The following is a 21,706-nucleotide window of genomic DNA, read 5'->3' as shown; positions in this document are numbered from 1 at the left end:
CCCTTAGGCGCGGCGCAAAGCGGCAGTGGCCACACCCATAGCCACCAGCGTTGCTCCACCCAACCGCGTCAACACCCGCAACACCGACGGGCGCGCGATTGCCACACGCATCCGGTCCGCGAGGAGTGCGTACAAAAGCGCATTCAGGAACCCGACGGCCACAAAGGTCGCGATCAGGATGATAAACTGTGGCAGCAGCGGCGCTTCGGGGCGCATGAACTGCGGCACAAAGGCGATAAAAAACGCAATCGATTTGGGGTTAAGCGCCGTTACCGCCGCCGCGTGGGCGAAAATCTCGGCCGGCCGTGTGCCGCGGGGCGCCCCGACCGCGCCCGGCGCAGCCTCTGCCGCTGACATAAACAGTTTCACCCCCAAATAGACCAAATAGGCGGCCCCAATCCATTTTAGCACCGTGAACAGCGTGGCGGACGCAAGGACCAGCGCCCCAAGGCCCACCAGCGACGCAGTCATTGCCACCAAATCGCCCAGTGCAACGCCTCCCGCTGAAGCCACTGCCACCTTGCGCCCTTGGCTTAACGCGTAGCTGACCACCAACAGCACCGTTGGACCGGGTATGATACACAGCACCGTCGAGGCCACAACAAACGCAAGCCAAAGATCGAGAGGCATAAGGTGGTCCTTTCGCAAAACCGGGGGTGTATCTCAGCGCGTATTTCGCTAGGAGTGTGCCAAACATACCACCGCCCTTGAAAGAAGGAAGCGCACCCATGAAATTCTTCGTAGATACCGCCGAAATTGACGCCATCGCTGAACTAAACGACCTTGGCATGGTCGACGGCGTCACCACCAACCCGTCCCTGATCATGAAGTCAGGCCGCGACATTATCGAGGTCACGCGCGAAATCTGTGCCTTGGTCGAAGGCCCCGTCAGCGCCGAGGTCGTCGCGACCGAAGCCGAAGACATGATCAAAGAAGGCCTCAAGCTGGCTGAAATCGCCGAAAACATCGCGATCAAAGTGCCGCTGACATGGGATGGCCTCAAGGCGTGCAAAGTGTTCTCGGATGCGGGTCACATGGTCAACGTCACGCTCTGCTTTTCGGCCAACCAAGCGCTCTTGGCGGCAAAAGCCGGTGCCACGTTCATCTCGCCGTTCATCGGGCGTTTGGATGACATCAACATCGACGGCATGGAGCTGATCGAAGACATCCGCACGATCTATGACAACTTCGGCTTTGACACGCAGATCCTTGCGGCGTCCATCCGCTCGGCCAACCACATGAAGGACGCAGCCCTTGTGGGTGCCGATGTGGCCACTGCGCCACCCGCTGTGATCAAGTCGATGATCAAGCACCCCCTAACGGACGCGGGCCTTGCCGCATTCATGAAGGACTGGGAAAAGACTGGCCAGAAAATCGTCTGACATGCTATAACTGCTCTCAAATTCACGGCGAAAGACCGGAGAGCAGATGTCAGAGCAGGCCAGTGCCAACAAGGATTGGCGCACGATCGTATTGTCCGATCCCGATGTAATATTGGAAGACCGCGACGTGATGCGCGCCCTGATTGCTGCCAATGAGCGGCAATTGGGGGGCAACATCGTTGATATGCGCGGTCTTGCCATGGAGCGGCTGGAAACCCGGCTGGACCGGCTAGAAGACACCCACCGCAGTGTCATCGCCGCCGCCTATGAAAACCTAGCAGGCACCAATCAAGTTCACCGCGCGATCCTGAAACTGTTGGATCAGGCGGAGTTTGAACCGTTCCTACAAAGCCTCGGCGGCGAAGTCATGGATATCTTGCGGGTGGACCGCATGCGCCTCGTGCTCGAAAGCGCTGAGGCACGCGATACGGCCGTTGCCCCCCCATCCGCCGTGTCAGATTTACTGAGCATCGTCGCCCCCGGCTTTATCGCGAATTACCTGACGGCGGGGCGGGATATGCCACAGCGGCAAGTCACCCTGCGGGACGTCGGCACTGCAAACACCTCTGTCTACGGCGAGGATGCGGAATACATCCGTTCCGAAGCGCTGCTAAAGCTGGACCTTGGGCCGGGACGGCTACCGGGACTTTTGGCTATGGGTGCCGAAGACCCGAACCAGTTCCGCAGCAATCAAGGGACAGACCTGTTGTCTTTCTTTACTGGCGTGTTCGAACGAACGATGCGCCAGCATTTGGCATGAGCCTGTCGATCAGCCCCGCAGCGCGCGATGCACTTGCGGGCTGGCTCGACCACATTCGCGCCCTCGACAATGCTGCTGAAAACACCTTGCGGGCCTATCAAACAGATGTGCTCGACTTTCTATCGTTTATGACCGGGCACAAAGGGGCAGCTGACGGACTTGGCCCCCTGTTGCGGATCACCCAAAGCGACATGCGGGCATGGATGGCCCATGCGCGTGGACGCGGCGTTGCGGCCCGGTCGCTTGCGCGCTCTCTCTCGGCGGTAAAAACCTTCTACCGCTGGCTGGGTGAGCGTGAGGGCCATGAACCCACCGCCGTCTTGGCCACACGCGCGCCAAAGTTCCGCAAAAAACTGCCGCGCCCCCTATCGCCGGATGCGGCCAAAGCCATGCTCGACACTGTAGGCATCCAAAACACCACGCCATGGATCGCGGCGCGGGATATGGCTGTGGTCACACTATTGTATGGGTGCGGGCTACGCATATCCGAGGCCCTCAGCCTGACCGGTGCAAGCGTACCATTGCCCGACGTCCTGCGGATCAAAGGCAAGGGCGGCAAGGAGCGGATCGTACCGGTTCTGCCCATCGCGCGCGATGCGGTGAACGACTATGTCCGGGACTGCCCGCATGACTTGGCCACAGATACGCCGCTGTTTCGTGGCGCACGGGGCGGAGCACTCTCGGCGCGGGCGATATCAGGGGTCGTAGCCTCAGTACGGATGCAGTTGGGCCTGCCCGCAACCGCCACCCCACACGCGCTACGGCACAGCTTTGCCACCCACCTCCTAGAAGCAGGCGGTGACCTGCGCGCGATCCAAGAACTGCTTGGGCATGCCTCGCTGAGTACGACACAGGCCTATACGGCGGTCGATACCGCGCGCCTGATGGAGGTTTATGCCAAAGCCCACCCCCACGGGCAGGACAGCGCCTAAGAGCTACAGCCCAACATGCCAGCACCCTCACGCCATCGTGCGCAGAGGTGATGTGCATGGGGTTTGATTGCGTGATTGTCTGCAATGACACATTCAATCAAATCGTAAGGGACAGACTATGATTAGGACATTTATTGCCGCCAGCGCCGTGATCTGCATCGCAGGCACCGCACACGCCGCGGATACCTGCGTGATCGAGGGCGATCACTGGGAATTGGATGACGCAGGTGTGGCGGCTCTGTATGATTGTATGTCTGCACGTATGGTCACGGGCTATACCAAGGGCGACGACTCCGTGGCACCCGTTTACCGTGACTGGACCCAGACTGCCACGCGCGCCGCCGTCGCCGGGGCCCACGGTGAGCGGTTCTTGCTAACATTCGCAAATGATATCGCGGCCCCCGAATACCTGAAATTCGCGTCTGAGGGTGTCGAAATCCCCGTGGGCGGCGTGTTGGCCAAGGAATCCATCAAAATCGGCAAAGAAGGCAAAGCCCGTATCGGTCCATTGTTCATCATGACAAAGGTCGGCCTAGATGACGCGCCAGACACCGGCGGGTGGCTGTATTCGGGCGTGCAGCCCAACGGAAAGCCGCTGAAATTCAAACAAGCTTTCTGTCATGACTGCCACGTCGGCTGGGAAAGCCAAGACGCCCTTGCCTACCCACTCGAAGAGGTCCGGGTTTCAGCCACGCAGTAGACCCGGTTGCCATAGACAGAGCGCGGCGGATCGGTCATTAAGCCCCATGTCCGCAAAAAAAGACAAAGCCCGCGCCCTGTCAGTGCACCTTCTCACGGCCTCTGGGGCCGTTTTTGCCATGCTCGCGATGCTGCAAGCCGTCGAGGCCAATTGGTCGATGATGTTCTTGTGGCTGTTGGTGGCATTGTTCGTGGACGGGATCGATGGGCCACTGGCGCGCCGCTATAACGTCACGCTGCATGCCGCGCGTTATGATGGGGTGCTGCTGGACCTGATCATCGACTACCTGACCTATGCGTTCATCCCTGCCTATGCGCTTTATGCGTCGGGCTTGGTGCCTGGATGGCTGGGTTGGGGCGTGCTGATCGTGATCCCCTTCGCGTCGGCAATGTATTTTGCCGACACACGCATGAAAACTGATGACAAAAGCTTTCTCGGGTTTCCAGGGTGTTGGAACATGGTGGCACTTGTCAGCTTTGTGCTGAGCCCGCCGGCATGGATGATCTTTGCCGTGACGGTCGCACTCGCTGTGGCGATGTTCATGCCGCTAAAGTTCGTGCACCCCACACGCACTGTGCGTTGGCGGTGGGTGACGCTGCCAATTGCGAATCTCTGGATGATTTTGGGAATTTGGGCCACTTGGGTGCGGTTTGATCTGCCCCAGACCGCGGCCTTGGTGTTCACTGCGGCCAGCATCTATCTGCTGTGCGCAGGCATGGCCCATCAAGTGTTGGCGCCCCGACCAACCGCACATTTGGGTCAGCCGGGCGAGCGCGCCAAGTAACGTTTACTCAGGCCGCTTGCGAATGATGTTCGAGAACTTCTCAAACACAGCACCGCTTGCCGCAACCACGTGACCGTCGTTCAGCAAGTCTTGCTCAGCGCGGATCGGCTCAACGAGGCCACCGGCCTCACGGACCAGCAACACACCGCCAGCGATATCCCAGATTTTGAGACCGCGCTCCCAATAGCCGTCGTACCGGCCAGCCGCCACATACGCGAGGTCCAGTGAGGCGGCACCCCAACGGCGCACACCGGCGCACACGGGCAAAAGCCGCCCAAGGTCAGACAAAGCGGCGGGCAGGTATTTGCTGCCTGCAAAGGGCAGACCCGTCGCATAAACCGTTTCGATCATCTTGGTCCGCTGCGTCACCCGCAAACGCTGGCTGTCGTTGAGCCAAGCGCCTTGGCCTTTTTCAGCGTAGAACATTTCGTCCTTAGCGGGGTCATAGACCACCGCGGCAACGATCTGGCCTTTATGCTCTAGCGCGATGGACACGGCCCAGTGCGGCATCCCGTGCAGGTAGTTTGTCGTGCCGTCGAGCGGATCCACGATCCAGCGGCGGGTGGGATCTTCACCCTCTTTCTCACCGCTTTCTTCACCCAGAAAACCGTAGGACGGGCGCGCCGCCATCAGCTCTTCTTCGATGATCTCTTCGGCCCGCTTATCGGCGCGGCTGACAAAGTCGCCTGCGCCCTTCATCGTCACGGTCAGGGCTTCGACTTCGCGAAAGTCCTTAACCAGCGATCGCCCGGCTTTGCGCGCGGCTTTGATCATCACATTGAGATTTGCGCTACCTTGCATGGGCTCGGTCCTTGGATCAGGGGGGTCAGGCGCGGGCTATAGACCGCTGAGAGCCTACGCTCAAGGCTTATCTCCGCGCTGCAATTTTACGGGCTCAGTTCGCATCAGGCGGATGACGTTGGCCATAAAGGGTTTGGCCGCATCCGTAGTGCGTACAGCGGCATAAAGACGTCGGGTCAGGCCGCCTTGGGTCAGGGGGCGCGTGACGTAGTCCGAATTGTAGCGAACCTCGCGCACGACCCAATCCGGCAGGACCGCAACACCCCGGTTAGAGGCAACCAGCAACAGGATCACAGCCGTCAGTTCCACCTGCCGAACAGCGCGCGGCTCAACCCCTGCGGGGTGCAGAAACTGGCTGAATACATCCAGACGCGGGCGTTCCACCGGATAGGTAATCAACAATTCATCGCGCAGGTCTTCGGCCTCGATGAAGTCCTTTTTCGCCAACGGATGCTGGCTAGAAGCAACAAAGACTGGCTCATAGTCAAACAGCGGCTGAAATTCGACGCCGGGCAGGCTCTCGGGATCTGAGGAGACGACCAGATCGACCTCCTCCCGCTCAAGTGCGGGCAGTGCCTGAAACTGAAGCCCGGGACGGATATCCACGTCGATTTCCGGCCATGCGCGACGAAATTCCTCCAGCACCGGGAAGAGCCATTCAAAACAAGCATGACATTCGATCGCGATGTGAAGGCGGCCAATTTTACCGGATTTGAGGGATCGAAATTCCTCCTGCAAGGCTTCGATCTCGGGCAAGACCCGCTCGGCCAAGCGCAAAAGGCGAATCCCCGCCGGGGACAGTTTCATCGGCTTGGAGCGTCGCACGAACAGCTCTAGCCCCGCCTGATCCTCAAGGCCCTTCACCTGATGGGACAGGGCAGACTGCGTGATGTTCAGGCGATCTGCGGCCGCAGAAAGCCCTCCGCAATCGTGGATCGCTTTGATCGTGCGGAGGTGTCGGAATTCAAGATGCATGTGCGGCTCATGTAAATGATGAGTGTTATGAGTTTGATTCAACGGCACGCATATGCGAAGACGTGATGCGACACAAGAAGGACCAAAACCGTCATGCCCGCCCCGACCGTCTCATTCGAATTCTTCCCACCCCAATCGCTGGAGGCGTCGTTCCGCCTGTGGGAAACGGTGCGCACTTTGGCCCCGCTGGACCCGACGATGGTATCTGTGACCTATGGCGCGGGCGGCACGACACGGGCCCTGACCCACGAAGCAGTGGCCACGATCCACAAGCATTACGGCCTGCGTGTCGCCGCCCACCTGACATGCGTGGACGCCACACGGGCCGAGACGCTTGAGATCGCCGACCAATACGCCGCCGCTGGCGTAACGGACATTGTGGCCCTGCGCGGCGATCCACCCAAGGGCAGTGGTCAGTTTACTGCGCACCCCGAGGGATTTCGCCATTCCGTCGAATTGATTGAAGCCCTTTCCAGCACCGGCAAATTCAACCTCCGCGTCGGCGCATACCCGGATCGCCATCCCGAAGCCCAGAACGACATGGCAGACATCTTTTGGCTCAAAGCCAAGATCGACGCCGGTGCGTGTGAGGCAATCACGCAGTTCTTTTTTGAGCCTGAGACATTCCTGCGGTTCCGCGACAAATGCGCAGACGCGGGGATTTCTGCCCCGATTATCCCCGGCATCCTTCCGATCGAAAACTGGGCTGGCACCAAGCGGTTCGCCACACGCTGCGGCACACCTGTACCAGCCGAGCTGGACGCCGCGTTTGAGACCGCAATTCGGGATGGCCGCGAGGAATTGATGTCTTTGGCACATGCCACAGAACTGTGCTCAACCCTCATGGATGAGGGCGTTGATCACCTGCACTTCTACACTCTCAATAAGCCAGAGCTTACTCGGGATGTATGTGCAGCTTTGGGTGTGACGCCTGAGGTTAAACTTGAGGAAGTTGCGTAAGCCACAGCTTACGCATAATCCACAAACCACACAAAGCATGCCATTTTGTGCGCATTGAGCATCAGCAGTTGGAATAATCCCAATCCAATTGACACACCGCGGATTATGGGTCACGGATTTCGCTCTATTTTTCAAAAGAGGCGCTACCATGATACCCGCAGTTCTGCCGACATATTCCCGGGCACCGCTGACCTTCGTCAAAGGCGAAGGCAGCTGGTTGATCGAGGCTGACGGCCGACGTTTCTTGGACATGGGCGCAGGCATCGCGGTGAATGTGCTAGGCCACGCCAACCCTGCCCTTGTGACGGCCTTGACCGATCAGGCAAGCGCGCTGTGGCACACATCAAACCTCTATCACATTCCGCAGCAAGAAACGCTTGCCGAGCGGTTGGTTGAAGCGACCTTCGCCGACACCGTGTTCTTTACCAACTCAGGCACAGAATCCTGCGAGCTGGCGGTCAAAATGGTGCGGAAATACTGGTCCGACAAAGGCCAGCCTGAGCGGCACAAAATCATCGCGTTTACTGGCTCATTCCATGGCCGTTCCTCTGCGGGCATTGCCGCCGCCGGATCGGAAAAGATGACCGCCGGTTTTGGCCCGCTGCTGCCCGGCTTCATCCACTTGGCCGTCGGTGACCATGACGCACTTGAGGCCGCAATGCGCGCCCCCGATGTGGCTGGCGTCCTGATGGAGCCAGTGCAAGGCGAAGGCGGCATCACTCCAATCCCCGACGCCTGCCTCAAGGGCCTGCGCGATCTGTGCGACGAAACTGGCGTCTTGATGATGCTGGATGAAGTGCAATGCGGCATGGGGCGGACTGGCAAGCTGTTTGCGCATGAATGGGCCGGGGTCACGCCTGACATCATGATGGTGGCCAAGGGCATTGGCGGAGGCTTTCCACTGGGAGCTGTGTTGGCGACCGAAAACGCGGCCAGCGGCATGACAGCGGGCACCCACGGCTCGACCTACGGGGGCAACCCACTCGGGTGCGCCGTCGGCAATGCCGTGATGGAAACCGTCGCCGACGACGCGTTCTTGGCGGAGGTGAACCGCAAGGCCGCACTCTTGCGTCAGGGGCTTGAGGCCTTGGTCGCAACCCACCCTTCTGTATTTGAGACCGTGCGCGGCGCGGGCCTTATGATCGGGCTGAAATGCGCAGTCCCGAACATGGATGTCGTCAATGCGGCCTATGCGGCTGAACTGATCGTCATTCCCGGCGGCGATAACGTGGTGCGCTTGTTGCCCGCGCTTAACCTGACGGACGCGGATATCTCCGAGGCATTGACCCGCCTAGAGGCCACCGCAACCGCCCTTAGCGCGGCCTGATCGCCGTACCATTGAAACATAGCGCGGAGTGTTAGATCCACACGTCCCACCCCGCCGCCGATCCGAAGAACGCCTATGACCCATTTCATCGATATCAACAAAACCGACCCTGCCGACCTGCGGGCGATGCTTGACCAAGCCAGCGCAATGAAAACGGCTCGCGCGGGCCTGCCCAAGGGCACACCGGATGCGGACCGTCCGCTGGAAAACCACATGGTCGCGCTGATCTTTGAAAAACCTTCGACCCGGACGCGCGTGTCATTTGATGTGGGCGTGCGCCAGATGGGCGGCGAAACCATGGTTCTGTCCGGCTCCGACATGCAGCTTGGACACGGCGAAACCATCGCCGACACGGCCCGAGTCCTATCGCGCTATGTCGACATGATCATGATCCGCACCTTTGAAGAAGACACCCTGCTAGAGATGGCAGAGCACGCCACCGTGCCAGTGATCAACGGGCTGACGAACCGCACGCACCCTTGCCAAATCATGGCAGACATCCTGACATTTGAGGAACATCGCGGCCCCATCACGGGTAAGAAAGTGACGTGGTGCGGCGATGGGAACAACGTCTTCGCCTCGTTCGCTCATGCGGCCGGGCAGTTCGGGTTTGATCTGACCTTCTCAGGGCCCGCGACGCTGGATCCGGAGGCGGTTTTCTTGAACGAAGCCCGCGCTAAGGGTAGCAACATCGAGATTGAGCGTGACCCATTCCGCGCTGTCGCCGACGCCGATCTGGTCGTGACAGATACGTGGGTTTCCATGCACGACAGCCAAACCGCGCGCGAACGCCGTCACAACCAACTACGCCCCTATCAGGTCAACGCCGAACTGATGCGTCATGCAAAGCCCGATAGTTTGTTCATGCACTGCCTGCCCGCGCACCGGGATGAGGAAGCCACGTCTGAGGTAATGGACGGGCCGAATTCAGTCATCTTTGATGAGGCCGAAAACCGCCTGCACGCGCAAAAAGCCATCATGCGGTGGTGTCTTGGCCGCTGAAAACCGCGCTTTGGCCATGGCCTTTATGGTCGCGGCCACGGTTTTCATCGCAGCCACCACATTGCTCGCCAAGGCGCTGGGCACCGAAACGCTCGGCCCGCCTTTGCATCCGCTTCAGATCAGTCATGGTCGGTTCATTTTCGCGTGGCTCGCAATTACCAGCGTCGTGTTGGTCCTGCGCCCACAACTACGCGCAACGAACCTAAAACTCCACCTTGCGCGTACCAGTTGCGGCTGGCTGGGCGTGACGTTGATGTTTGCCGCGGTTGCCTCAATCCCGCTTCAGGATGCGACGGCGTTGAGCTTTTTGAACGTCGTGTTTTGCATGCTGCTTGCGATTCCGCTGTTGGGCGAACGGGTGGGTCCAGTCCGTTGGAGCGCGGCGCTGATCGCACTGGTTGGCGCGGTGGTCTTGTTACGCCCCGGGACGGGTGCGTTACAGATGGGCGCGTTTCTGGCGCTTGGGGCAGCCTTGATCATGGGGCTTGAGCTGATCTTCATCAAACGCCTCGCTGGGCGCGAGGGGCCGCTAACGATCCTGTTCATCAACAACACAATCGGCGTGGTGATTTCGTCGATCGCCGTCAGCTTTGTTTGGGCGCCCCCCACCCCAGTGCAATGGGCAGCACTTGCAGGTTTGGGCGTGTTAATGGCCTGTGCGCAGGCTTGTTTTGTGAATGCAATGTCACGGGCTGACGCGAGCTTTATCACCCCGTTCAGCTATCTGACGTTGGTGTTCGCCGCTCTTTATGACGCCGCCCTCTTTGGCGTACGCCCGGACGCCACAAGCGTTTGGGGGGCCAGTATCATCATTGCTGGTGCCGCACTTCTTGCGTGGCGCGAGGCGCGGCTTAAGCCTTCAGCCGGTAGCCCGTCCGGAACATCCACCAGCCCAAAGACGTGACCGCCACCAGCGCCAAAAGGATCACGCCCAACCCCAACAAGGGCGAGCTGTCAGAGACCCCAAGCGTGGCAAAGCGCACACCGTCGATTAAGTAGAACACCGGATTTGCGTGGCTAAGCGCCTGCATGAATGGCGGCAGGCTATCAAGGCTGTAGAACGTGCCTGACAAAAAGCTCAGCGGCATCACAATGAAGTTGGTGATCGCGGCCATCTGGTCGAACTTATTGGCGAAAACACCCGCAATAACCCCAAGAGCACCCAAAAACGCCCCGCCAAGAACAACATACAAAAGCCCCAGAAGCGGATGCGCCACGCCGAGCCCAATCATCGGAAACAAAATGAGCGAAACGCTGACTGCAACAAGTGCACCGCGCAGGACACCACCAGCAAGGTAGCCGACCATCAACTCACCCGCGGACAGGGGCGGCATCAGCGTATCAACGATGTTGCCCTGCACCTTTGAGATCACGATTGAAGACGAAACATTGGCAAAGCTGTTCTGAATAACTGTCATCATCAAAATGCCGGGTGCGAGGAAATGCACGAACGGCACGCCCATCACGTCGCCGCGACGCGTCCCGACCGCCAGAGAAAAAATCAGAAGGAAGAGGCCCGCCGTAATCAGCGGTGCCAAGAGCGTCTGCGTCCAAACAGCAAGGAACCGCCGCGTTTCACGCCAGCATAAGGTATAAAGGCCCAGCCAGTTGACCAATCCGAACCGACGGACGCCCAGATCACCAATCTCGTGTCTTGTCATTTGCCCTGTCCCTTGCCATATAACGTTCCCGGCGCTTGTAACCAGCCGTGCTCCAGTTACAATGGCGTAATCCTTGGGGCAACGGCCCCCAATTTGAGAGAGGCGCAATGTCCTGGACAGATGACCGCGTAGAACTGCTGAAAAAAATGTGGGGTGAAGGGCAAAGCGCCAGTCAGATCGCAAAAGAACTTGGCGGTGTGACCCGCAATGCGGTCATCGGCAAGGTGCACCGTCTTGGATTGTCTAACCGCAATCAGGGTACGGCTGCCAAACCGGCCGCCAAAGAAAAGGCGGCACCCGCAGCTAAGGCCGCACCGTCGAAGCCCGCTGCGGCTCCGCAGCCCGAGAAAAAGCCTGAGCCAAAGACCGAAGCGGCTGTGCCCGTGTCGGCGGACCGCCCTGCGAACGTCACGCATTTGCGCAAGCAGATCGTGCCTGCAGGTCAACCTTTGCCGCCGCAGCCCTCGGCCAATGAAATCAGCCCAGAGGCTCTTGCAAAGGTCAATGAGATCGAGAAGTCGGCCAAAAAGCTCGGCTTGATGGAACTGACAGAGCGGACCTGCAAATGGCCCATCGGTGATCCTGCAACACCTGATTTCTGGTTCTGCGGGCTGCCTTCGCAACAGGGTAAACCCTATTGTGAGGCCCACGTTGGCGTGGCCTTCCAGCCAATGTCATCGCGGCGCGATCGTCGCCGCTAGGCTGATACAGTATTTGAATTGAAAAGGCGGGGCCACGCAAAGCGGCCCCGCCCTTTTATTTGGCACCAGGGATCAGTTGCCGCCGAAAAGCCCGCCCAAGGCATCGCGGACTTTGTCCTCAACCCGGTCTTTGACGGCATCTTCAATGCTTTGACCATCGGTGACGCCCTCGCGTGCAACGTCCAATTCCTCAGCCAGTTTTTGTTGCAGCGCGGAGCGTGCGTTGTCCTCAATCGCTGCACCGTCGATGTTGAGCTGCTGAAGCGTCGCGGCCTCTAGGTCTGGTCGAATTCGCGGCGCGCTCCATGGCCCCGTGATCCGCAAAGGCACGGAAATACCCGCGCCTTCGGCGTTTTGCAACAGCACGGGCACCACCGTTAGATCAAGGTTTTGCGCACCCATGTTGACTTGGCCCTGTGTCAGGGCCTCAAGCAAAGGAGCCGAGAGCGTCAGGTCGTCCGTGTTCAAAATACCTTGGGTCAACGAAAACTGGCCTGTGATCCCATCAAAAATCGTCCGCGCGCCTTCGCCCTGAAAGTTCAGATCAAAGTTACGCATCATCCCAGCGAGGTCGAGGCCGAGTATCTCACCCCGGCCCACCGATACATTGCCGGATCCCTCTAGGCTGCTCATCAGAGCGGCCATCGACGTGCCAACCCCAAGCACATTCACCGATACATCGGCCTGCCCTACCAGCCGTTCAAAATCGAGAAACTCCGTCAAAAGCGGCTGGGTCTGCAGCCCAGAAAGGGCGAGGTTCACGCGCGATGACAGCCCGCCACGGCCATTGACGATCACCTCACCAGTGATACTGCCGCCATAGGCCCGAATAGGCGCAAGCGTGATCACCGCACGCGCGCGGTCCAGCACAAGGCGTGCAGAAACGGCGTCAAGGGTTGCATCCCCCAAGCCGATCGCCCCTGTCGTCAGTACGATTTCAGCGTCCGCAAGACCGAGGGCGCTGACGTCGATGGGGGCGTTGCTCCAACCGCTACTTGTGGTGGGCGCCGCGCTCGGGCCAGCCTCACCGCCGGATTGAGCCGCCAGCGCGCTAAGGTCTAGGCCGGGGCTATCGAGGGTGGCCACGACTTTGGGGCGTTGTTCGCCGGGGAAAACGTCCACATCACCGCGGAGGCTATTTCCATCAAGCCCAAGCGTCATATCCCGCAAATGCAGTGAGCCTTCGGTTGCCAAGGTCAGGCCTGTTTGTAGGGTTATCTGGTCGCGCCCAAAGCCGCTCGGCAGGTCAGGGGCCGCTTGCCCAATGGCTGCAAAAAGCGTCGCCCGTTCATTGCTTTGGGCGGTCAACTGCCCCTCAAATCCCAAGGGCGACATCCCAAGATTGCCTGTGACAGAGGCTGTTGTGCCGCCCACCGCAACCTGTGCCTCGATGGGTGTTAGATCACCGTTCAACAAGCCCGCAATGCCATCTAGAGTGCCATCAAAGGTCACGGCGGCTCCGTTATAGAGAGCGGAGCCTGACGCCTCTGCCCGGCCTTGGAAGCTGGGCAGGGTCATGGTCAAATCGAGCGCCTCCACGCGGTGCTGCGCGTCCGCTTGCGCATCGATAAACGCAACCGTGCCATTGATGATCCGCGCCTCTGCGAGGGAAATTTCTGGCAGCGTCGTACTGCCGCCGCCTGTTGTGGTCGCGCCAGAGGGGGCGGCGGTCTTGGGCGCAACGTCCCAGTTCACGCGACCATCAGCGGCCCGTTCCAGCAAGACGACGGGATCAACCAATTCCAAGCGATCCACAGAGACTGCACCACCCAAAAGATCCATTAACCCAACACTAACATCCAGCCGTGCTGCGGCCAGCATAGGGCCTTGCGCAGACCAATCCGCGTTGGCCATCGCAACATCCTCGATCCGAACCCCAAGGCTGGGAAAGACCGTGGGCCGCACTGATCCGTTAATCGTCAGCGCCCGGCCCGTGGCTTGTTCGAATTGATCTGTAGCTAGTCGGGCGATCCGCTCGGTAGGCACAACAAACAACGCACCGACGGCCAATGCGACCAAAGCCAAAACGCCAATCGCCAGTCTTTTGATCCACCGCATGGGTCGCTCCTGATTTACCTGAACGTAAGCCTACCAGAGCTGCGCGCCCAATCAATGGCGCTGCACGGCTAAGCGCGGGCCACCTGCTCAACAAAGCGTGTGCGCGCCGCCGGAAACGCACGTCCGCCCAGCGATGGTGCAAGATGCTGGGTCAGGAAATGCCCTGTCAGGGTCAGTGCCGCACGTGCGCCGTCTAAGGTGACCGGGCCGCCCAATAGGCACTCTGGCAAGGGCAGCAAACGGTCAGCCCATTCGCCCGCACCCATGCGACTGACCGCGCGGCCCGTGCGTGGCGACACATAGGCCAAATCATTCGCGCCGCCCCCGTTGGCGCATGCGCTCAAATCCAGCGCAAAGCCGGTTTCTTCCAACAGGCGAAGCTCCCAGAAAATGTACGCGCTGAGCCAGCCTTCGCCACTGTGGATCGCGTCCGCCAGGGCTTCGGTCTCGGCTTGAAAGTTGGGCAAACTCTCCCGCTCCGGCAGGCAGAAGGCAGATGTGGCGCAAAGGCTCGACAGGGCCGATAATCGCAATGGGTCGTTCAGAACTGCCGCCATCCGAGACCGGATGGGTTCCGCAGTGAAACTGCCCATATGGCTTTCGAGACGCGCGCGCCACGCCACATCCAACTGTGCACCCGGCTGCAGAATGGGGGCCAGCTTGCGCGAGGTGCCCCCCCGGATCACGCCCAAATGACGCCCGTGCCCGCGGGTAAAAACCTCTGCTATGACAGAGTTTTCTCCGTGGGGTCGAACCGCCAGAAGCATTCCCTGATCACGCCAATCCATGCCGTAAAGTTAGGCGTTCAAATGTGGCGTGTCCAACAGATGTCGCCCCTGCCGATCCTCAACCTCTAGGACCCACAGGTCTGGATCGAACCCGCGTTGCCGCGACAGCGCCGCATCGCAGTCCACCTCTGGGCCTCTGGTCAGTTCCACCCACTGACGTTCGCCTGTCATTAAGTCAAAGCTGCGCTGATAGACGCAGGCGTTGCCGTCTAGGGTGTTAACCTTGACGAAAACCGCGCCCGCCTGCGCATGGCCTTTTGCCACGACGAAACAGGGAATATCCAACATCTCTAGATGCTTGCGATAGGCAGACACCCAAAAATCGGAGGTCAGTCGGGTCAAGAATTACCGTCCTTGAAATCAAGGCCCATCTCGGAATACCGCTCAGATTCTTCCAGCCAGTTGGGTCGGACTTTGACCTGTAGGAACAGGTGAACACGACGGCCAAGGAATTCTTCTAGCTCTTGGCGGGCGGACTGGCTGACGCCTTTGATCGTTTCACCTTTGTTGCCCAAAACGATGCCTTTGTGACCATCGCGGATCACATAGATCAACTGATCAATCCGGGCAGAGCCGTCTTTGCGCTCTTCCCAATTGGTCGTCTCAACGGTCAACTGGTAGGGCAATTCTTGGTGCAGCCGCAGGGTCAGTTTCTCGCGCGTCATCTCTGCTGCGATCATCCGCATCGGCAGGTCCGCGATCTGATCTTCGGGATACAGCCAAGGACCATCCGGTAGATTTTCAGCCAGCCACCCGCGCAACGTATCGACGCCATGCCCCTTCTCGGCCGAGATCATAAACGTCTCAACGAACGGGTAACGGGCGTTCAGCTTTTCGGTCAGGCCCAACAGGACCTCAGATTTAACGCGGTCAATCTTGTTAAGCGCAAGTGCCACTTTTTGGTTCGGCGAAATACGTTCCTCAAGAGCCTCGATGATCGCCTCAACACCTTCGGTGAGACCCCTGTGCGCCTCAACCAACAGCACGACGATTTCGGCATCCGCGGCACCACCCCATGCGGCGGCAACCATGGCGCGGTCCAACCGACGACGCGGGCGGAACAGGCCGGGCGTGTCCACGAACACAAGCTGGCTTTGCCCCTCCATCGCGACACCGCGAATACGTGCGCGCGTGGTCTGGACCTTGTGCGTCACGATGGACACTTTCGCCCCCACCATACGGTTCAGCAGCGTGGATTTGCCGGCGTTCGGCTCCCCGATGAGGGCGATAAACCCGGCTTTTGTGTCAGCCATCATTCTTCTCCATCTGCGCGAAAAGCGCTTTGGCGGCGGCCTGCTCAGCGTGGCGTTTGCTGCCCGCCGATGCCTGCGCGCGCGCACCATTGTCCAATTGAGCCTCAATCAGGAAAACCGGCGCGTGGTCGGGTCCAGAGCGTTTGAGCAAGGCATATGTCGGTGGCTGCAAGCGACGCGCCTGCGCCCATTCCTGCAACGCGGTCTTTGGGTCGCGTGCGTCTTCTTCGACCTGTGCGACCCTGTCACCCCACAGACGCAGGACCAAAGCATGTGCAGCCTCAAACCCGCCATCCAAATAGACAGCAGCGATCAAAGCCTCCATCCCGTCACCAAGCAGCGCGTCCTTGCGGCGACCACCAGTCACCATCTCGGATTTACCAAGCTTTAGTACCGCGCCCAGATCGATTTCGCGGGCGACGGCGGCGCATGTTTCTTTGCGTACAAGGGCGTTGTAGCGCGGGGCCAATTGGCCCTCGGACGCGGCTTTGTCTTCGGCCATCAGCGCCTCGGCCATCACGAGGCCCAGCACCCGATCACCCAGAAATTCTAGCCGTTGATTGTCCGGGCGCGACGCACTGGAAATCGAGGAATGCGTCATCGCGCGCACCAACAAATCAGGGCGTGCAAAGACGTGCCCGATCCGGGTCTGAAACGCCGTCAGTTCAGCACTCAACTTCACTCGATCGCCTTGTAAAAACGGTCGCCGCGCCACGTCCAGAAATAGATCATCCGGTCGCCAGCAGACGAGAACATCACACGGTCCGCACGGCCAATTAGGTACTCAAACGGGACCATCCCAACACCGCCCTGCGCCTGCGTAAAGCGGCTGTCTTGCGAGTTGTCACGATTATCACCCATGAAGAAATAGTTACCCTCGGGCACGACAAAGGCAGGCGTGTTATCGCCGCGGCCTGTTAACGTATCGAGGACAGAATGCGTCGCGCCCCCGGGCAGAGTTTCGACAAAGCGGTTCTTCTCGCACTGGCCGCCCAATCCCACAGGTTCGTTCGCGCAGCGTGGCAAGTGACCGGCGGAGCCTTGGCGCTCAAACGTCTCGACAAAAGGAGCGACGGGGTCGAGCTTTACGGCAGTGTCGTTGATATAAAGCACACCGCCCTGCATCTGCACCTTATCGCCGGGCATCCCCACGACCCGCTTGATGAAATCCGCACCGTTCACGGGATGGCGGAACACGATCACATCTCCGCGCTCAGGCTCTGATCCGAGGATACGGCCCGAAAAGGGGCACATCGAAAACGGGCAGGAATGACGCGAATAGCCATAGGCCATTTTGTTCACAAACAGGAAATCACCGATCAGCAACGTATCCTTCATGGAGCCAGACGGGATCCAGAAAGGCTGAAAAAACAGTGTTCTAAAGACCCCAGCAATGAGCAGCGCCCAAAAAACTGTTCTGAGCGTCTCACCGATGCCCTCTTTTTTCGCCGTGCTTGCCATAGGGCCTCTTTCCCGCGCTAACTCAAGCCACCGTCCTGCCTTGGGGCCTGCCCAGAGTCAACCGCGCGCAGAGCCACGTCCACGCCCATTTGACGGTGTTTTGAGCCTTATTCGGCGGGGCGAGCCTCAATCATGACCATGGCTTGGGCCCATGGGTGATCGTCCGTGAGAGTGACGTGAATAATCGCCTCGTAACCGGGCGGGGTCATCGCGTCGAGGCGATCTTTGGCCCAGCCCGTAACCTGCATAACCGGCTGCCCGGTGGGCAGATTGGTGACCGACATGTCTTTCCAGGCGATGCCCATGCGCAGCCCCGTGCCCAACGCCTTGGAGCACGCTTCCTTAGCAGCCCAACGCTTGGCATAGGTGCCGGCGACATCTTTGCGGTTCTCGGCCTTACGCTGCTCATCCTCCGTAAAGATACGATTGCGGAAGCGGTCGCCAAAGCGGTCCAGCGTTCCTTGAATGCGTTCAATATTCGCGAGGTCAGTGCCGATGCCGAGGATCATTCCGGCTCCGTGGATGGTTGTGCGTTCAGCCAACGTGTGTAGCGAGTGATCGGGCGCTGTCTAGTCAGAAGCACTTATGCGAGCGGCGTCCATTACCTGCCGCATTTGGGTCATTACCGCCTCAAGCCCCACAAAGATCGCCTCACCGATCAAAAAGTGCCCGATGTTCAGCTCCCTCACGGTGGGAAGGGCCGCAATCGGCGGGGTACTTTCGTAGGTCAGGCCGTGGCCCGCGTGAACCTCTAGCCCGAGGTCATGCGCAAAAGCCGCCATCTCAGTGATCCGCGCCAGTTCAGCCGCTGCATCGCTCGTGTGACCTTCGGCGACCGCATCGCAATAGGCACCTGTATGCAGCTCGATGACTGGTGCACCGATGCGGTGGGCTGCGCGAATTTGCGCCTCATCCGCCGCGATGAACAGCGACACCCGACAGCCCGCCTCGCGCAGCGGTGCGATATAATCGCCCAGCCGGTTTTCTTCGCGCGCGACCTCAAGCCCACCCTCGGTTGTCCGCTCTTCGCGCCGCTCGGGCACGATGCAAACGGCATGAGGTTTGTGATGCAAAGCGATGGCCTGCATTTCAGCGGTGGCGGCCATTTCGAAATTCAGGGGGATGGTCAAAGCCTCCATCAAGGCGCCGATATCAGCATCCTTGATATGGCGGCGGTCTTCGCGCAGGTGCGCCGTAATGCCATCTGCGCCCGCACGCTCTGCCAACACCGCAGCGCGCACCGGATCAGGTACCACACCGCCCCGCGCATTGCGCACCGTTGCCACGTGATCGATATTCACACCAAGACGCAGTTTTTCCATCAGACCACTCCCTCATTCGCTTGCTCGCCCTCTGGGCTGAACCTAGCGCGTTTGATCGCCACGGGCAGCCTTGCGGCGCAACTCTTCTAGCTTTTTCTTGATCATGCCGCGGCGGCGTTTTTGATACGCGGTGATAACCGGCAGGCACATGTAATAGCAGATGATCCCAGCCACGATGCCGGGGATGATACCGCCCACCATGTAGGGAAAGAACACCTCATCCCAGAACAGGGAAAGATGGCTCCAATCCGCAGCCTCCCCCGAGAAGGGCGCGCGCACATTGTGCAACAGGTCTTGGCCCGCACCGACGAACTTGGCCAACAGCCCGTCGTCAAATTCCTTGTCGAATTCCGTGCCTAGCAAAAAATGCCCGGTCTGGAGCGAGATCACCCCGATAGGCACATACGTCAGAGGGTTGCCAAAGAACGTCGCCAGCAAAGCCGCAAGGATATTGCCCTGCAACAGGCGCGCACCAACGGCCGCCACTAGAAAGTGCAACCCGTAGAAGGGTGTAAAGGCGGTGAACACGCCAACAAGAATGCCGCGGCTGATTTTGTGCGGGCTGTCGGGCAATCGCCGCAGGCGGTGTTTGACATAGTGAAACGCACGCGCCCAGCCACCTTTGGGCCAAAGCACCTCCTTGAGGATACGCCACCATGGGCGGGCGTCTCTGCGTTTGAAGACCACCCGGGCCCTCCCCTTTATGCCGCCCTCAGGCCGGCGCCTTGGCGACATCGCGTTCGCGTCGAAGCGCCGCGACATCACTGTCCGTCTCGATTGCCATCATCACCGCGTGCAGGTGTTCGCTGTCGCGGACGTCCACGTCTACCAGCAAGCGGTAAAAATCCGGTTTGCGATCTGTGAATCGCAAGTCCGAGATATTTGCGTTTTGCTCGCCAATCAATGTGCAGATACGTCCCAGTACCCCACCTTCGTTGCTGATCGTCAGATCCAGCGTCACCGCGTGCACAGCCGCATGGTGACCCGCCGCCCAGCGAATGTCGAGCCAGCGATCAGGCTGATCCTCATATGTCACAAGGCGTTTGCAATCGATGCCATGCACCACCACGCCGCTGCCGCGATAGGTAATGCCAACGATGCGTTCACCGGGCACGGGCTGACAACAGCTGCCACGCGTGAATTTATCATCGGGATTGAGGCCAACAATGGCCTTGTTCGGCGCAACTTCTGCCTCTGGCGCACTGGCGACAAGTTCGGGATAGAGCCGTTCCACCACTTTGCGCGCAGACACATCCGTGGCCCCGACCTTCGCCAACAGCGCATCCGTATTGGGCAGATCAAACGCCCGAGCGGCGGTTTCAAGCACCTTGTCCGTGGCTTTCTTGCCCACATGATCCAACGCCACGCGCATCAATTCGCGCCCCAAGCGTTGGAACCGCACAATGTCCTCTTCGCGTAGCGCGCGGCGGATGGCTTGTTTGGCACGACCCGTTTTTACGATGTCGATCCACGTCACCTGGGGGCTTTGACCCTCAGCGGTGGTAATCTCAACGCTTTGACCATTTTTAAGCCGGGTCCACAGCGGCACCCGCATCCCATCAACCTTGGCTCCAGCGCAAGAGTGACCAATTCGCGTGTGGATAGCATAAGCGAAATCCAAGGGCGTCGCGCCTTTGGGCAGGGCGACAACCTCACCCTTAGGTGTAAAGCAGAACACCTGATCGGAATACATCTCGAGCTTCACGTGTTCCATGAACTCGTCGTGGTCTTCTGCTGCTTCGAATCGCTCCGTGATCGTTTCGAGCCACTTGGCGGGATCAACGGCAAACCGATTCTCAGCACGCTGACCGTCACGATAGGACCAGTGCGCGGCCACGCCGCCCTCTGCCACATCGTGCATTTCGCGGGTGCGAATCTGCACCTCAACCCGTTTGCCATCACGCCCCGAGACAGTCGTGTGCAACGAGCGATACCCATTCGATTTGGGCTGGCTGATGTAATCCTTGAACCGACCAGGCACCGCGCGCCACCGTTGGTGGATCACTCCCAAGGCGCGGTAGCAATCTTGCTCAGACGCGCAAATTACCCGAAAGCCGTAGATGTCGGACAGTCGAGAAAAACCAAGCTCTTTTTCCTCCATCTTGCGCCAGATGGAAAAAGGACGCTTGGCACGGCCAGTCACGTCAGCCGCGACCTCAGCTTTTTTAAGTTCATTTATAATGTCGAGCGTGATGCGCGCGATTACGTCGCCGCTGGCTTTTTGCAGCGTCACAAAGCGGCGCATAATCGAAGAGCGCGCCTCCGGCTGAAGCACGGCGAACGACAGGTCCTCCAGCTCCTCCCGCATCCATTGCATCCCCATGCGTCCGGCAAGCGGCGCATAGATATCCATTGTCTCATGGGCCTTTTGCGCCTGCTTGTGCGCGGCCATGTGACGGATCGTGCGCATGTTGTGCAAACGATCAGCCAGCTTGACCAAGATAACCCGCAAGTCCTTGGACATCGCCATGAAAAGCTTACGAAAATTCTCGGCCTGTTTGGTCTGCGTGCTGCTCAGTTGAAGGTTGGTCAGCTTGGTCACACCATCGACCAACACCGCAATTTCCGTCGAAAACATCTCGGCGATTTCGGTGAACGTGGTGCGCGTGTCCTCGATCGTATCATGCAGCAAGGCTGTGATGATCGTGGCATCGTCTAGCCGCTGCTCCGTGAGCAGCATCGCCACCTCAACGGGGTGCGAAAAGTAGGGCTCACCAGATTGCCGGGTCTGCCCCTTATGCATATCCCAACCATAGGAATAAGCCGCCCGGATCAGCGGCTCATTGGTGTTGGGGTTATATGCGCGAACCTTTGCGAGAAGGTCCTCTACTGGGATCAT

24 protein-coding genes are annotated in these 21,706 nt (G+C 59.4%); 10 read left to right on the top strand and 14 right to left on the bottom strand.

The window, feature by feature from the left end:
- Positions 1 to 3 precede the first annotated feature (3 nt).
- Positions 4 to 630, bottom strand: a complete 627-nt coding sequence (locus PM04_RS13665) for a LysE family translocator (protein WP_038007843.1) — start codon at positions 628 to 630, stop codon at positions 4 to 6.
- Positions 631 to 728: 98 nt separating this feature from the next.
- Between PM04_RS13665 and fsa the strand changes: the two genes are divergently transcribed.
- The 5 genes from fsa (at position 729) to PM04_RS13640 (ending at position 4,558) form a co-directional block, all read left to right on the top strand.
- Positions 729 to 1,382: a fructose-6-phosphate aldolase gene (gene fsa / locus PM04_RS13660; protein ID WP_038007841.1), complete on the top strand. Its 654-nt coding sequence runs from the start codon at positions 729 to 731 to the stop codon at positions 1,380 to 1,382.
- 46 nt (positions 1,383 to 1,428) lie between these two features.
- Complete coding sequence (locus PM04_RS13655) at positions 1,429 to 2,142, top strand: DUF484 family protein (protein WP_038007839.1); 714 nt, start codon at positions 1,429 to 1,431, stop codon at positions 2,140 to 2,142.
- Complete coding sequence (locus tag PM04_RS13650; protein WP_038007837.1) at positions 2,139 to 3,074, top strand: tyrosine recombinase XerC; 936 nt, start codon at positions 2,139 to 2,141, stop codon at positions 3,072 to 3,074. The genes PM04_RS13655 and PM04_RS13650 overlap by 4 nt, the downstream gene beginning before the upstream one ends.
- A gap of 118 nt (positions 3,075 to 3,192) precedes the next feature.
- Entirely contained in the window at positions 3,193 to 3,774 is a 582-nt protein-coding gene (locus tag PM04_RS13645; protein WP_038007835.1) for a cytochrome P460 family protein, read from the top strand.
- A gap of 46 nt (positions 3,775 to 3,820) precedes the next feature.
- A complete protein-coding gene (locus tag PM04_RS13640) occupies positions 3,821 to 4,558 on the top strand; it encodes a phosphatidylcholine/phosphatidylserine synthase (protein ID WP_038007833.1) in 738 nt (245 codons plus the stop codon).
- Positions 4,559 to 4,561: 3 nt separating this feature from the next.
- Here PM04_RS13640 and PM04_RS13635 read toward each other — a convergent pair whose 3' ends face one another.
- Entirely contained in the window at positions 4,562 to 5,359 is a 798-nt protein-coding gene (locus tag PM04_RS13635; RefSeq protein ID WP_038007832.1) for an inositol monophosphatase family protein, read from the bottom strand.
- Between the two features lie 60 nt (positions 5,360 to 5,419).
- A complete protein-coding gene (locus PM04_RS13630) occupies positions 5,420 to 6,334 on the bottom strand; it encodes a LysR family transcriptional regulator (protein ID WP_038007831.1) in 915 nt (304 codons plus the stop codon).
- A gap of 93 nt (positions 6,335 to 6,427) precedes the next feature.
- On the opposite strand from PM04_RS13630, the gene metF reads away from it, so the two are divergent.
- From metF to PM04_RS13610, 4 genes are all read left to right on the top strand, one after another.
- Positions 6,428 to 7,294, top strand: a complete 867-nt coding sequence (metF, locus tag PM04_RS13625; protein WP_038007830.1) for a methylenetetrahydrofolate reductase [NAD(P)H] — start codon at positions 6,428 to 6,430, stop codon at positions 7,292 to 7,294.
- A 148-nt stretch (positions 7,295 to 7,442) separates the two neighbouring features.
- Positions 7,443 to 8,621 (top strand): aspartate aminotransferase family protein, encoded by a 1,179-nt coding sequence (locus PM04_RS13620; protein ID WP_038007829.1) that lies wholly within the window; start codon positions 7,443 to 7,445, stop codon positions 8,619 to 8,621.
- A 75-nt stretch (positions 8,622 to 8,696) separates the two neighbouring features.
- On the top strand, positions 8,697 to 9,623 hold the full coding sequence (gene argF, locus PM04_RS13615) for an ornithine carbamoyltransferase (RefSeq protein WP_038007828.1): 927 nt from the start codon (positions 8,697 to 8,699) through the stop codon (positions 9,621 to 9,623).
- On the top strand, positions 9,562 to 10,527 hold the full coding sequence (locus PM04_RS13610) for a DMT family transporter (protein WP_052068324.1): 966 nt from the start codon (positions 9,562 to 9,564) through the stop codon (positions 10,525 to 10,527). The genes argF and PM04_RS13610 overlap by 62 nt, the downstream gene beginning before the upstream one ends.
- Here the strand turns inward: PM04_RS13610 and PM04_RS13605 are convergent.
- On the bottom strand, positions 10,475 to 11,284 hold the full coding sequence (locus PM04_RS13605) for an ABC transporter permease (RefSeq protein ID WP_038007826.1): 810 nt from the start codon (positions 11,282 to 11,284) through the stop codon (positions 10,475 to 10,477). The genes PM04_RS13610 and PM04_RS13605 overlap by 53 nt on opposite strands.
- Positions 11,285 to 11,391: 107 nt before the next feature.
- On the opposite strand from PM04_RS13605, the gene PM04_RS13600 reads away from it, so the two are divergent.
- Positions 11,392 to 11,985, top strand: a complete 594-nt coding sequence (locus PM04_RS13600) for a GcrA family cell cycle regulator (RefSeq protein WP_038007825.1) — start codon at positions 11,392 to 11,394, stop codon at positions 11,983 to 11,985.
- A gap of 72 nt (positions 11,986 to 12,057) precedes the next feature.
- Here PM04_RS13600 and PM04_RS13595 read toward each other — a convergent pair whose 3' ends face one another.
- The 10 genes from PM04_RS13595 to PM04_RS13550 form a co-directional block, all read right to left on the bottom strand.
- Complete coding sequence (locus PM04_RS13595; RefSeq protein WP_038007823.1) at positions 12,058 to 14,043, bottom strand: AsmA family protein; 1,986 nt, start codon at positions 14,041 to 14,043, stop codon at positions 12,058 to 12,060.
- 68 nt (positions 14,044 to 14,111) lie between these two features.
- Positions 14,112 to 14,831 (bottom strand): DNA repair protein RecO, encoded by a 720-nt coding sequence (recO, locus tag PM04_RS13590; RefSeq protein WP_038007822.1) that lies wholly within the window; start codon positions 14,829 to 14,831, stop codon positions 14,112 to 14,114.
- Positions 14,832 to 14,840: 9 nt separating this feature from the next.
- Positions 14,841 to 15,173, bottom strand: a complete 333-nt coding sequence (locus tag PM04_RS13585) for a DUF1491 family protein (RefSeq protein ID WP_038007820.1) — start codon at positions 15,171 to 15,173, stop codon at positions 14,841 to 14,843.
- A complete protein-coding gene (gene era / locus PM04_RS13580) occupies positions 15,170 to 16,084 on the bottom strand; it encodes a GTPase Era (protein ID WP_038007817.1) in 915 nt (304 codons plus the stop codon). The genes PM04_RS13585 and era overlap by 4 nt, the downstream gene beginning before the upstream one ends.
- Positions 16,077 to 16,766 (bottom strand): ribonuclease III, encoded by a 690-nt coding sequence (rnc, locus tag PM04_RS13575; protein ID WP_038007814.1) that lies wholly within the window; start codon positions 16,764 to 16,766, stop codon positions 16,077 to 16,079. The genes era and rnc overlap by 8 nt, the downstream gene beginning before the upstream one ends.
- The gene (lepB, locus tag PM04_RS13570) at positions 16,763 to 17,545 is read right to left on the bottom strand and encodes a signal peptidase I (protein ID WP_038007811.1); all 783 of its coding nucleotides are present in this window, start codon (positions 17,543 to 17,545) and stop codon (positions 16,763 to 16,765) included. Before lepB ends, rnc begins: the two co-directional genes overlap by 4 nt.
- Positions 17,546 to 17,652: 107 nt before the next feature.
- On the bottom strand, positions 17,653 to 18,054 hold the full coding sequence (gene acpS / locus PM04_RS13565; RefSeq protein ID WP_038007809.1) for a holo-ACP synthase: 402 nt from the start codon (positions 18,052 to 18,054) through the stop codon (positions 17,653 to 17,655).
- 60 nt (positions 18,055 to 18,114) lie between these two features.
- The gene (locus PM04_RS13560) at positions 18,115 to 18,867 is read right to left on the bottom strand and encodes a pyridoxine 5'-phosphate synthase (RefSeq protein ID WP_038007806.1); all 753 of its coding nucleotides are present in this window, start codon (positions 18,865 to 18,867) and stop codon (positions 18,115 to 18,117) included.
- Positions 18,868 to 18,909: 42 nt separating this feature from the next.
- The gene (locus tag PM04_RS13555; protein WP_038007803.1) at positions 18,910 to 19,554 is read right to left on the bottom strand and encodes a DUF2062 domain-containing protein; all 645 of its coding nucleotides are present in this window, start codon (positions 19,552 to 19,554) and stop codon (positions 18,910 to 18,912) included.
- Positions 19,555 to 19,579: 25 nt separating this feature from the next.
- Positions 19,580 to 21,706, bottom strand: coding sequence for a bifunctional (p)ppGpp synthetase/guanosine-3',5'-bis(diphosphate) 3'-pyrophosphohydrolase (locus PM04_RS13550; protein ID WP_038007799.1), 2,127 nt, complete (start codon positions 21,704 to 21,706; stop codon positions 19,580 to 19,582).

The organism is Thalassobacter sp. 16PALIMAR09, assembly GCF_000765485.1.
Classification (GTDB): domain Bacteria; phylum Pseudomonadota; class Alphaproteobacteria; order Rhodobacterales; family Rhodobacteraceae; genus Thalassobacter; species Thalassobacter stenotrophicus.
Note: the sequence above shows the minus strand (reverse complement) of the source record. Positions and strands in the feature narration are given on the sequence as shown.

Coding starts and splice junctions, on each gene's coding strand:
- lepB (WP_038007811.1), bottom strand. CDS start 17,545: ATGGCAAGCACGGCGAAAAAAGAGGGCATCGGTGAGACGCTCAGAACA.
- PM04_RS13665 (WP_038007843.1), bottom strand. CDS start 630: ATGCCTCTCGATCTTTGGCTTGCGTTTGTTGTGGCCTCGACGGTGCTG.
- PM04_RS13610 (WP_052068324.1), top strand. CDS start 9,562: ATGAGGCCGAAAACCGCCTGCACGCGCAAAAAGCCATCATGCGGTGGT.
- fsa (WP_038007841.1), top strand. CDS start 729: ATGAAATTCTTCGTAGATACCGCCGAAATTGACGCCATCGCTGAACTA.
- PM04_RS13600 (WP_038007825.1), top strand. CDS start 11,392: ATGTCCTGGACAGATGACCGCGTAGAACTGCTGAAAAAAATGTGGGGT.
- PM04_RS13645 (WP_038007835.1), top strand. CDS start 3,193: ATGATTAGGACATTTATTGCCGCCAGCGCCGTGATCTGCATCGCAGGC.
- PM04_RS13550 (WP_038007799.1), bottom strand. CDS start 21,706: ATGATCCCAGTAGAGGACCTTCTCGCAAAGGTTCGCGCATATAACCCC.
- PM04_RS13595 (WP_038007823.1), bottom strand. CDS start 14,043: ATGCGGTGGATCAAAAGACTGGCGATTGGCGTTTTGGCTTTGGTCGCA.
- PM04_RS13640 (WP_038007833.1), top strand. CDS start 3,821: ATGTCCGCAAAAAAAGACAAAGCCCGCGCCCTGTCAGTGCACCTTCTC.
- recO (WP_038007822.1), bottom strand. CDS start 14,831: ATGGATTGGCGTGATCAGGGAATGCTTCTGGCGGTTCGACCCCACGGA.
- PM04_RS13650 (WP_038007837.1), top strand. CDS start 2,139: ATGAGCCTGTCGATCAGCCCCGCAGCGCGCGATGCACTTGCGGGCTGG.
- PM04_RS13630 (WP_038007831.1), bottom strand. CDS start 6,334: ATGCATCTTGAATTCCGACACCTCCGCACGATCAAAGCGATCCACGAT.
- PM04_RS13560 (WP_038007806.1), bottom strand. CDS start 18,867: ATGGAAAAACTGCGTCTTGGTGTGAATATCGATCACGTGGCAACGGTG.
- metF (WP_038007830.1), top strand. CDS start 6,428: ATGCCCGCCCCGACCGTCTCATTCGAATTCTTCCCACCCCAATCGCTG.
- PM04_RS13620 (WP_038007829.1), top strand. CDS start 7,443: ATGATACCCGCAGTTCTGCCGACATATTCCCGGGCACCGCTGACCTTC.
- PM04_RS13635 (WP_038007832.1), bottom strand. CDS start 5,359: ATGCAAGGTAGCGCAAATCTCAATGTGATGATCAAAGCCGCGCGCAAA.
- PM04_RS13655 (WP_038007839.1), top strand. CDS start 1,429: ATGTCAGAGCAGGCCAGTGCCAACAAGGATTGGCGCACGATCGTATTG.
- PM04_RS13605 (WP_038007826.1), bottom strand. CDS start 11,284: ATGACAAGACACGAGATTGGTGATCTGGGCGTCCGTCGGTTCGGATTG.
- argF (WP_038007828.1), top strand. CDS start 8,697: ATGACCCATTTCATCGATATCAACAAAACCGACCCTGCCGACCTGCGG.
- acpS (WP_038007809.1), bottom strand. CDS start 18,054: ATGATCCTCGGCATCGGCACTGACCTCGCGAATATTGAACGCATTCAA.
- era (WP_038007817.1), bottom strand. CDS start 16,084: ATGGCTGACACAAAAGCCGGGTTTATCGCCCTCATCGGGGAGCCGAAC.